7 protein-coding genes are annotated in these 8,549 nt (G+C 70.1%); 3 read left to right on the top strand and 4 right to left on the bottom strand.

The genetic code is table 11. The features are described 5' to 3' along the window. From AB0903_RS16795 to AB0903_RS16780, 4 genes are all read right to left on the bottom strand, one after another. Positions 1-283: ATP/GTP-binding protein (locus tag AB0903_RS16795; protein WP_351189814.1), on the bottom strand; the 283-nt coding region annotated here is incomplete at its 3' end. Beyond that, positions 264-668: a DUF742 domain-containing protein gene (locus AB0903_RS16790; protein WP_005311458.1), complete on the bottom strand. Its 405-nt coding sequence runs from the start codon at positions 666-668 to the stop codon at positions 264-266. The genes AB0903_RS16795 and AB0903_RS16790, both read right to left, overlap by 20 nt. Before the next feature lie 135 nt (positions 669-803). After that, the gene (locus AB0903_RS16785; protein ID WP_005311457.1) at positions 804-1,217 is read right to left on the bottom strand and encodes a roadblock/LC7 domain-containing protein; all 414 of its coding nucleotides are present in this window, start codon (positions 1,215-1,217) and stop codon (positions 804-806) included. Between the two features lie 9 nt (positions 1,218-1,226). Further along, complete coding sequence (locus AB0903_RS16780; protein ID WP_366703370.1) at positions 1,227-4,928, bottom strand: nitrate- and nitrite sensing domain-containing protein; 3,702 nt, start codon at positions 4,926-4,928, stop codon at positions 1,227-1,229. A gap of 606 nt (positions 4,929-5,534) precedes the next feature. Here AB0903_RS16780 and AB0903_RS16775 point away from each other — a divergent pair. From AB0903_RS16775 to gltX, 3 genes are all read left to right on the top strand, one after another. Then, positions 5,535-5,711, top strand: coding sequence for a hypothetical protein (locus AB0903_RS16775; protein ID WP_366703368.1), 177 nt, complete (start codon positions 5,535-5,537; stop codon positions 5,709-5,711). A 417-nt stretch (positions 5,712-6,128) separates the two neighbouring features. Then, the gene (locus AB0903_RS16770) at positions 6,129-6,902 is read left to right on the top strand and encodes a fumarylacetoacetate hydrolase family protein (RefSeq protein ID WP_366703366.1); all 774 of its coding nucleotides are present in this window, start codon (positions 6,129-6,131) and stop codon (positions 6,900-6,902) included. Then, positions 6,895-8,370 (top strand): glutamate--tRNA ligase, encoded by a 1,476-nt coding sequence (gltX, locus tag AB0903_RS16765; RefSeq protein ID WP_366703364.1) that lies wholly within the window; start codon positions 6,895-6,897, stop codon positions 8,368-8,370. The genes AB0903_RS16770 and gltX overlap by 8 nt, the downstream gene beginning before the upstream one ends. Positions 8,371-8,549: the final 179 nt, after the last annotated feature.

The raw sequence follows: 8,549 nt of genomic DNA, 5'->3' as shown, positions 1-8,549 counted from the left end.
AGCGGTCCTGTCCGGGGGTGCCGAACAGGTAGAGGATGAGGTCCTGGTCGAGGGTGATGCGGCCGAAGTCCATGGCGACGGTGGTGGTCGTCTTGCCGCCGGTGTGGGTGAGGTCGTCGATGCCCGCGGAGGCGGAGGTCATGACGGCTTCGGTACGCAGCGGGTTGATCTCCGAGACGGCGCCGACGAACGTGGTCTTGCCCACGCCGAAGCCGCCCGCCACCACGATCTTCGCGCTGGTGGTCGACCGTGCAGCACCGCCGCTAGAGCTTGCGAAGTCCACTGAGCACCCTTTCGAGCAGTGTCACATCCGGCGTCCCGCCGGCCTCTCCGTTGCCCGGCTGGTGAATGGCCACCATGCCGGCCTCCGCCAGGTCGGCGACGAGGATTCGAGCGACACCGAGCGGCATCGACAGCAGCGCCGAGATCTCGGCGACCGACTTGACCTCCCGGCACAGATGGCAGATCCGCTGGTGCTCGGGAAGCAACCCGGCGAGCAGAGCCGGGTCGGCCGTGGTGCTGACCAGCGCCTCGATGGCGAGCTGGTAGCGCGGCCGGGTCCGGCCGCCGGTCATGGCGTACGGACGTACCAGCGGCTGGTCGCCCTCGTCCCCGTACGCGTCTACCGACGTGCCGTACGGATCGTGAGAGGCGGGTGGCGGGGTCATGAATCCTCCGGGCGTGACAGCAAGTGGTCGGCTGTGCCGTCTGGTTGGGCCGGTGGGGGGCCGTGGGCGGCCGAGCTGGGACGGTGCGGTGGCGGACGGCGAGCCGTTGCGTGGGGTACGGCTCGCGCTCACGGATCAGTGCAGCAGGCTTCCCTGCAGCTCGGCGCGCAGGTCCGGCGTGAGGACGCTGCCCGCACGGTCGACCAGGAGCGCCATCTCGTAACCCACGAGACCGATGTCGCAGTCCGGGTGCGCGAGCACGGCCAGCGAGGACCCGTCGGACACGGACATCAGGAACAGGAAGCCCCGTTCCATCTCGACGACGGTCTGGCTCACCGGACCGCCCTCGAAAATACGGGACGCCCCGGCGGTCAGCGAGGTCAGGCCGGAGGCCACGGCCGCCAGCTGATCGGCGCGGTCGCGCGGGAAACCTTCGGACATCGCCAGCAGAAGACCGTCGGCGGAGACCACCACCGTGTGCGACACCCCTGGGGTGTTGTCCACGAAATTGGTGATCAACCAGTTCAGATTCTGCGCCGCCTGGCTCATCGGGCTCAACTAACGCTCCTGCTGGTGAGAGGGGCCGAGGTCGAAGCTTCCGGTCGTCGAGCTGTTCTGCTGACGGCCTTGCTGGATACCCCGGCGGAGATTGGTCAGCCGACCGCGCACGTCATCGGGCGCACGCGAGACCTGCGGACCGGCCTGGTGGTTCTGCTCCTGAGCGGTTCCCGCCACAAGGTTGGCGCGGGGGACCCGCCGGGGCAGACCGGAGGTGGTGACGCCGCCGGCCGCGGGCTTCTTGACCCGCTCGGCCTGACGTACCAACTCGTCGTTGGGCGAGGAGCGCCAGGCACCGCTCGCGTGGGAAGCGCCTGCCGGGGTCCCCGGGTTCGGCGCCGGGTTGCGCTGCGACGTCGGCTGAGCAGGTTGCTCGGCCGATGCCTGCGGCTGCTCCGCGGACCGGTCGCCGCCGTGCGCACCATGGAACCAGTTCGTCTCCAGTGTGTCGTACAGCGGGGTACGGCCGTCGCCAGGACCGGCCGGCGGCAGCGCCTCAGGCCGGTGCGGAGCGGGCAGCCCCGCCGGACTCGGCGGCGCGAAGCTCGACTCGTCCCGCCGCTGCGGGGCGGGCGGCTGCGGCGCCCCGAAGTCCGGACGGGCGAACTGGGTCGTGGACGCCGGGTCCTGCGCGTCCTGACGGCCGTACTGACCGGAGCCGGACGGGTTCGGCGCGCTGTACACGTCGGGGCGTACGAACTGCCCCGGCGCGGCCGGGCGGTCGGCGCGCGGCGGACCCGCGTTGTAGTCGGGCCGCGCGAACTCGGCCGTCGAGCCGGGGCCCCGGTTGCCGTCGTGGTCCTCGTGACCGCGGGGCATGTCCGCGGACGCGGGCTGCGGCTGCGACGCCTGGTCGCTGCCCCAGCTGGTGGCCTGCGGGCGCTGGGGCCGCGGCGGGACCGGCTCGTCGCGCCGAGGAGCGAGCGGGCCGCCCGGCAGCTCCGCACGCGGTCCACCGGGTGCCGGCAGCTGCCGGTCACGGTCGCCGGCGGCGGGCCCGTCCCTGTGGAAGCCGTTCTGCGGGGCCTGGTTGCGGGCAGGGGCGCCCTGAGCGGGGCCGGAGCCGAAGAGGCCGCCCTGACGCGAAGCGTCCTGCATCGGCCCCTGACCGTGCCGCCCCTGACCCTGGCCCTGTTGCGGCTGTCCCTGGCCGTACTGGCCGTGTCCTTGCTGGCCTTGCCCGTGCTGTCCCTGCTGTCCCTGTTGTCCTTGCTGCCCCTGGACGGGACGTCCCGAGCCGTCGCGGGCGGGCAGTGCGACACGAGGCGCCGAACCGGCACCCACCTGACCGCGTTGCGCACCGGCACCGAGCAGGCCGCCGGGAGCGTTGCCCGGGCCGGAGGGGGCACCACCGGGCTGGCCGCCGTTGCCACCGCCGAGACCCGGGCGGCCGCCGCCGGCGCCGGGACGGCCGGGCAGACCGGTCGGAACACCGTCACCGGCCGGCGCGGCGGCACCCTGGCCGCCGCCCGCACCGGGCTTCGCCGGAGCCTTCTTGCCCCCGTGGGCGACATCGACGGGCAGCATGACCAGTGCGGTCGTGCCGCCGGAGTCAGACGGACGCAGCTGAATACGGATGCCGTGCCGCAGCGACAGGCGGCCGACCACGAACAGACCCATGCGGCGCGAGACCGAGACGTCCACGGTGGGCGGGGACGCCAGCCGCTCGTTGATCGCGGCCAGGTCCTCGGGGGAGAGGCCGATGCCGGTGTCGTGGATCTCGACCAGGACGCGGCCGTCGGGCAGCGCGTGACCGGTGACGCGGACCTTCGTCTGCGGCGAGGAGAACGAGGTCGCGTTCTCCAGCAGCTCTGCGAGCAGGTGCACGAGGTCGTTGACGACGCGGCCCGCGACCTCGGTGGTGGGCACAGAGGCCAGCTCGATGCGCTCGTACTGCTCCACCTCGGAGGCGGCGGCACGGAGCACGTCGACCAGCGGCACGGGGCGGGTCCAGCGACGGCCCGGCTCCTCGCCGGCGAGGACGAGGAGGTTCTCGCCGTTCCGGCGCATACGGGTCGCGAGGTGGTCCAGCTTGAACAGCGACGACAGCTGGTCCGGGTCGGCCTCACGCGACTCCAGCTCGGAGATGAGCGAGAGCTGGCGCTGGATAAGACCCTGGCTGCGGCGCGAGAGGTTGGTGAACATCGCGTTGACGTTGCCTCGCAGCAACGCCTGCTCGGCGGCGAGGCGGACCGCCTCGCGGTGCACGTCGTCGAAGGCCGCGGCCACCTTGCCGATCTCGTCGCGCGAGTGGACGCCGACCGACTCGACGGACGTGTCGACGTCCTGCGGGTCGGACTCCGAGAGCTGCTTGACCAGCTCGGGCAGCCGGTCCTGGGCGACCTTGGTCGCCGTGTCCTGGAGTCGGCGCAGCGAGCGGATCATGGAGCGGGCCACGACGAAGGCGCCGACGAGTGACACACCCAGGACGATCAAGATCAGCGCACCGTTGATGATCGCGTCCTGCTGGGACGCCTCGCGCAGCTTGCGGGCCTCGGCCTCCATCTGGCCGAGCAGCGTCTGCTCGATGGTCTTCATCGCGTTGATGCGGACCGAGTAGTCGTCGGTCCAGTCCAGGTGGGAGCGGATCGGCAGCCGCGCCAGACCGTTCTGGTTCTCCAGCACGCGCTTGGCGTACTGCTCGGCCGCGGTGATCGTCGGGTTCTCGTTCTCCAGCGGAGCCATCAGCTCCTGGGAGTCACCGCCGGTGGACTCGTAGATCGACCCGAAGCTCTTGAGCTCGGACTCGCCGTTCTCGAGAGCCGCCTGTCCGTACAGACGGTCGTTCTCGGTGAGTCCGGGGACGTCGTTCGTGTCGCCGCCGGGGAGGGCCGCCGCGATCACGGCCCGCTGGATGGACGCGTACTCCTTGGCGGACGAGAAGGCCGCCAGAGCACGGGTCCGCTTGATCATCTCCGGGTTGCTGGTCGCCTGCGCCATGTCCGCGGAGAGGCTCAGCAGCGACTCGATCAGCCTGCTGTAGCTCTCGATCGTCTGCGACTTGGGGATCTTGCCCTTGTACGCGTTGGTGCGGATGTTCTTCAGGTTGTTGACCTGGACCGCGATCTGGTTGGCGTTGGCGCGGATGGACTCCAGCGCCTGATCGTCGTCCTTGTTCGGGATGGAGCGCGTGGCGTCGAGGAACGCCTTGCGGGCGCGGTCGGTCTGGGTACGCGGGCCGGAGACCTTGAAGTCGGTCTCGACGGCGCCGTTGACCAGCGGACCGGCGGACAGGTCGCGCTCCTGCTGGAGTGCGTGCGCCAGCTCGGTCGCTTCCGTCGTCATCTTGGTGAGCAGCTGCATGTGATCCAGCTGCTTCATGTCGTCCATGGACTCGTTGATACGGAGTCCGCCCAGCGTGGTCGCCGCGACGACCGGCAGAGTCAGCAGCGAGACGAGTCGCGTGCTGATGCGCCAGTTGCGCAGCGCTATTCGCGAGCCTGTGTCCGTCGGGCCCTTCGACTGGGCCGGGGAGCCCACCGTGTCGCCGGAGGGTGCCTTCGCATCGGACGTCTTGCCGCCGGATGCCCTGCCGCCGGACGTCCGGGTGGCGGCGCGGCCTGAGCGCTCGCCGCCGTCACCGGACGCGGTGGGTCCCTGGTTGTGGGCGTGCTGGGGTGAGGAGCCGCGGTCGGTCCCGCCGCGCGACTCCTCTTCCGATGCAGCTTCCCCTTGGCCCTGGTGGGCCTGGGGACGCCCCATGCCATCCCTCTTGAAACGTCCCTGCACTAGCGTCGCAACCTCTGGACCAGGCGTCCCTCCGCTTGTACGGCGGGACGGTGTCGGCGTATCGGGGCATGGATCGAGCCCCATGGTGGTCGTGATTGACCGGCGCTGCTCCCCCTTTCCCGCCGCAACTCGGCGCTGCGTTGCGCCCATGCGCGCCGGCTCTGAAACCCGCGGCGGTCCGAGGAATTCCAGCACAGTGCAGGATCTCCAACAAGGGCCCCGTACCGGGCTGTGACCTGGATGACACCGTGTAAGCGGCGGGTCACGAGCCGTAGAAGCCGTTTCTGGAGAAAACGGACTTTACGCAATGAGTCGCTTAGGGGTGGGGGGTGTCCCAGTCGCGATGATCAGGAGCGGAATGGTGGCTTCAGGTGGCTAATGTCCGATTCCGCATCGAAGATCGGGAGTCTGGATTGTCGGGATTGCCCGTACCGTCGTGAGCAAACTCACACGGTGATCGTTGAGTCTTCCTGGCTTTCGGCGGGAATTCGGTGTTTAGCCTGACGCTTTACAAGGATGGGCACTCCGTCAACCGCGCTGCTCCGCAAGCGCCGTACCCGACAAGGTCAGACACCACACATGAAGACGACGACGATGTTCCGCAACATAGCCAACCCCCGGCGCACCACCCTCGCCCACCTCAAGGACGCGGAAGAGCTCCAGACGCCGGAGCGGCAGGAGCACCTGCTCGATCTTCCCACCCAGACGGCCAACCCCCGCCGCACCGTCCTCATGGATGCTCCCGCTTCTTCCTAGGGCTCGGGTTCATCTCCGGGGCGCCGTGCGCGTGTGCCGACGGTCGATCATGCGCGGTCACGCGGTCACTCGGTCCTCGTGACCTGCGCGCGCTCTCCCTTTCGGCAGCCGCGTTCGACACTCACGCGCCCTTGCGGCTCCCTCGCCTCACTCGCCCTCGGGGTCGCCCCGGTCTCCCGCCGAGACCCACCGGACCCGCCCGGCCCCGAGGCCGCGGCCTGACAGGGCCGGCCGGCTCGCCCGTGCGGTCCCACAGGCCGGCCCGGTCGCAGGAACGGCGCCGGTGCGGGGGATCCGACGTGGCCTCCCGACGGACGGGCCCGCGGTCATGCGGACGAAGGGCGGCCCCTCACCGCGTTAGCCTGGAGCGTCAGTCTCCGGCCAGCGACCAAGTGAAGTGAGGGGCGACAGCATCCCGTGCGCATCGCCAGGTTCTCCATCGACGGCAATGTCGCCTTCGGCGCGGTCGAGAACGGGCCCGACGGCCTCGTCCTCGACATCATCAAGGGCATTCCGTACGCCGACTTCGAGCTCTCCGGCACCAAGGTCCCGCTGAGCAAGGTCCGGCTGCTCCCGCCGGTGCTTCCCAACAAGGTCGTGGCCATCGGCCGCAACTACGCGGAGCACGCGGCGGAGCTCGGCAACGAGGTCCCCGACGTACCCGTCGCCTTCTTCAAGCCCACCACCTCGGTGATCGGTTCCGGGGACGCCATCGAGTACCCCTCGTTCTCGAACGAGCTGCACCACGAGGCCGAGCTCGCCGTCGTCATCGGCCGTATGTGCCGCGAGGTGCCGCGTGAACGCGTCAAGGACGTGATCCTCGGTTACACCTGCGCCAACGACGTCACCGCGCGCGACGCGCAGAAGCGCGAGAAGCAGTGGGCCAGGGCCAAGGGTTTCGACACCTCGTGCCCGCTCGGCCCCTGGGTGGAGACCGACCTCGACCCCGCCGACGTGACCATCCAGTGCACGGTCAACGGCGAACAGCGCCAACTGGGGCGCACCAGCGAGATGGTCCGGTCCGTCGAGGACCTGATCGTGTACATCACCGAGGCCATGACGCTGCTCCCGGGCGATGTCGTCCTCACGGGCACCCCCGCGGGGGTGGGCCCGATCAACGTCGGCGACGAGGTCGCCGTCACCATCGAAGGTATCGGCACTCTCACCAACAAGGTGATCAAGCGTGGCTAACGGCTCCGTCCGCGTACGTTTCTGTCCCTCCCCGACCGGCAACCCCCATGTGGGCCTGGTCCGCACCGCGCTGTTCAACTGGGCCTACGCCCGGCACACCGGCGGCACCATGGTCTTCCGCATCGAGGACACCGACGCGGCCCGCGACTCCGAGGAGTCGTACGAGCAGCTGCTCGACTCGATGCGCTGGCTCGGCCTCGACTGGGACGAGGGCCCCGAAGTCGGCGGCCCGCACGCCCCCTACCGCCAGTCGCAGCGGATGGACACCTACCAGGACGTCGCACAGAAGCTGCTCGCCGGCGGATACGCCTACCACTGCTACTGCACCGCCCTGGAGCTCGAGGCCCGCCGCGACGCCGCCCGCGCCGCCGGCAAGCCGTCCGGCTACGACGGCAAGTGCCGCACGCTGAGCGCCGAGCAGAAGGCGGCGTACGACGCCGAGGGCCGCGACTCGATCGTCCGCTTCAAGATGCCGGAGGAGCCGATCACCTTCACGGACCTGGTGCGCGGCGAACTGACCTTCACCCCGGACAACGTCCCGGACTACGGGATCGTCCGCGCCAACGGCGCCCCGCTGTACACGCTGGTCAACCCGGTCGACGACGCGCTGATGGAGATCACCCACGTCCTGCGCGGCGAGGACCTGCTGTCCTCCACCCCCCGCCAGATCGCGCTCTACAAGGCGCTGATCGAGCTCGGCATCGCCAAGGAGATCCCCTCCTTCGGCCACCTGCCGTACGTCATGGGAGAGGGCAACAAGAAGCTCTCCAAGCGCGACCCGCAGGCGTCGCTCAACCTCTACCGGGAGCGCGGATTCCTCCCCGAGGGCCTGCTCAACTACCTGTCGCTGCTCGGCTGGTCCTTCTCCGCCGACCAGGACATCTTCACCATCCCCGAGATGGTGGCGAAGTTCGACCTCCCGGACGTCAACGCCAACCCGGCACGCTTCGACCTCAAGAAGGCCGAGGCGATCAACGCCGACCACATCCGCATGCTCGACGTGAAGGCGTTCACCGAGGCATGCGAGCCCTGGCTGCAGGCGCCCCACGCCAACTGGGCGCCGGAGAACTTCGACCGCGCCGCGTGGGAGGCCATCGCCCCGCACGCCCAGACCCGCCTGACGGTCCTCTCGGACATCACGGCGAACGTCGACTTCCTCTTCCTGGACGAGCCCGTCGAGGACGAGGCGTCCTGGACGAAGGCGATGAAGGGCGACCCGGTGGCCCTGCTCACCACCGCCCGCGCCAGGCTCGAGGCCGCCGACTGGAGCAGCCCCGAGTCCCTCAAGGAGGCCGTCCTGGCCGCCGGCGAGGAGCACGGCCTGAAGCTCGGCAAGGCCCAGGCCCCGGTCCGCGTCGCCGTCACCGGCCGCACGGTCGGTCTGCCGCTCTTCGAGTCCCTTGAGATCCTGGGCAAGGAGAAGACGCTGACTCGCATCGACGCGGCCCTGGCGAAGCTCGCCGCGTAGCCGGTCGCCGGACGTACGGGAGGGGCGGCAACCGGTCCGACTGCCGCCCCTCCCGGTGCTGTACGACTGTCGAGCACCATCATGCCGCGCGAGTGCCCGAATGCCGGCTGCGCCTGGAACGTCTCGTGCAGGGCGGCGACCGAGGCCGGATGCACAAGCGGGGGCAGCCGCAACCCGCT

The organism is Streptomyces sp. NPDC048389 (assembly GCF_040706335.1).
In the GTDB taxonomy this organism is placed as follows: domain Bacteria; phylum Actinomycetota; class Actinomycetes; order Streptomycetales; family Streptomycetaceae; genus Streptomyces.
This window is presented reverse-complemented; position numbering and strand designations above follow the sequence as displayed.